Source organism: Limosilactobacillus vaginalis DSM 5837 = ATCC 49540 (assembly GCF_000159435.1).
GTDB lineage: Bacteria > Bacillota > Bacilli > Lactobacillales > Lactobacillaceae > Limosilactobacillus > Limosilactobacillus vaginalis.
This window is the reverse complement of record NZ_GG693454.1, coordinates 1-304: the sequence shown is the minus strand read 5'-3', so window position 1 is coordinate 304 and position 304 is coordinate 1. Positions and strand designations below refer to the sequence as shown.

Here is a 304-nt window from a genome sequence, read left to right as displayed (position 1 = left end):
AAGGTAGACCTTTGAAAACTGAACAAAGTTTCGACGAATCAAATGTGTAGGGTCTTCAATCATTACGATTTGAAGCAAAACATTTGCGAAGTCAATTCGCTTAATTAATTTGAATTAGAGCTATTCAAGTTCTTATATTTTATATGAGAGTTTGATCCTGGCTCAGGATGAACGCCGGCGGTGTGCCTAATACATGCAAGTCGAGCGCACTGGCCCAACTGATATGACGTGCTTGCACTGAATTGACGTTGGATTACCAGTGAGCGGCGGACGGGTGAGTAACACGTGGGCAACCTGCCCTGAA

Annotated in this window: 1 rRNA gene; it reads left to right on the top strand. The window is 43.8% G+C overall.

Annotated features, from left to right (window positions below):
• Positions 1-139: 139 nt before the first annotated feature.
• Positions 140-304, top strand: a 16S ribosomal RNA gene (locus tag HMPREF0549_RS08970); the annotation flags it as partial.